The 1,447-nt window shown below is 58.9% G+C and carries 1 protein-coding gene; it reads right to left on the reverse strand.

Going from position 1 to position 1,447, the window contains the following annotated elements:
• Positions 1-34 precede the first annotated feature (34 nt).
• A protein-coding gene (locus tag Y887_RS19405; protein ID WP_104612513.1) for an IS3 family transposase occupies positions 35-1,386 on the reverse strand; the annotation gives its coding sequence in 2 pieces (ribosomal slippage) (positions 35-939 and positions 939-1,386; 1,353 coding nt in all).
• Positions 1,387-1,447: the final 61 nt, after the last annotated feature.

Genomic DNA, 1,447 nt, shown 5'->3' on the forward strand with positions numbered 1-1,447 from the left:
TGAAGTGACCCCCAAAAGCTGGACAGTTGGGCGATCAGACGGCCAGCCTGGCTTGTTCCCGGTACGTTACCGGGCTCATGCCCTTCAATTTCAGCTTGATCCGGTCTTCGTTGTAGTACCTGATGTACTCCACCAGCCCGGCTTCCAGATGTTCGATGCTGTCAAAGCTGTTCAAGTAGAAAAATTCTGATTTCAACGTCCCGAAGAAGCTCTCCATGGCCGCGTTGTCCAAGCAGTTGCCGCGTCGGGACATGCTTTGTTGCAGAGAGTGCTTTTCGAGCGTCTGCCGGTAGTTCTCGTGCTGGTAGTGCCATCCCTGGTCAGAATGGACCATCGGCCGAGCGTCGGGCGGAAGTTGCTTGATCGCCTGATCCAGCATCTGACCCACCAAGTCCAGCACCGGCCGGCGTTTCATCTGGTAGGCCACGATTTCGCCGTTGTACAGATCCATGATCGGGGAAAGATAGAGCTTCATGCCCCGCACCTTGAATTCGGTGACATCGGTCACCCACTTCTGGTTGGGCATCTGGGCTTCAAATTGGCGGTTGAGTGCGTTGGGAACCACGACATTGGCTGCGCCCTTAAATGCGCAGTAGCGCTTGATGCGTACCCGCGAGTGCAGGCCCAGTGCGGCCATCAGGCGCTGCACCCGCTTGTGGTTGATCGTCTTGCCCTGATTTGCCAGTTCCAGGGTGACGCGGCGGTAGCCATAGCGCCCTTGGCTGTCATCGTAAATGGCACGGATGTGCTCACGCAGTTCGGCCTCGCCCTCATCCGGATGAGCCAGGGCATGAATCTGGTAATAGAACGTGCTGCGCGACAGCTCGGCCGCCTCGAGCAAAAGCGGCAGTGCGTGGGTCTGCCTCAATCCTTGGACGGCGTGCGCTTTGCACGCTGCGCCGCCTGCTCTTGCTGGATCAAGGCATCGAGTTTTTTTAGGTAGGCCGTCTCCGCACGCAGATAGGCAACTTCCTTGAGAAGCTCATCGCGGCTCATGTCCTGGGCAGGCTTGGACGAGCGGGTCTTTTTCATCGGCTTGGGAGGCGGCAATGGAGGAGGCGACAACGCTTGGGCACCGCCGTCAGCATAGCGCTGTTGCCACTGTGCCACCGCACCGGCGCTGCCGATCTGAAAGTAGGTCGTGGCCTCGCGCGCAGACATCCCCTCTTGGCGCATCTTTTCAAGCACTTCCAGCTTGAATGCAAGATCGTAGGACCGCGCCTTGCGGTGAAACCCGCGCCAACCATGTAGCCGGTAGGTCGCTGCCCAACGCCTGACCGTGGAGAAGTCCAGACCATGACGGCGGGCCACCGCCTTGACCGATGTGGAGGTCTTGCAGGCCTGCTTGGCAACCTGAAGTTTGAAGCAAGCGTCATATCGATTCACGAAATCCTCGGAGTTGGATGGGGTGTCCAAGTTCCGGGGGTCACTTCACCCTGGGGGCTCG

It is taken from the genome of Xanthomonas pisi DSM 18956 (assembly GCF_001010415.1).
Taxonomy (GTDB): domain Bacteria; phylum Pseudomonadota; class Gammaproteobacteria; order Xanthomonadales; family Xanthomonadaceae; genus Xanthomonas; species Xanthomonas pisi.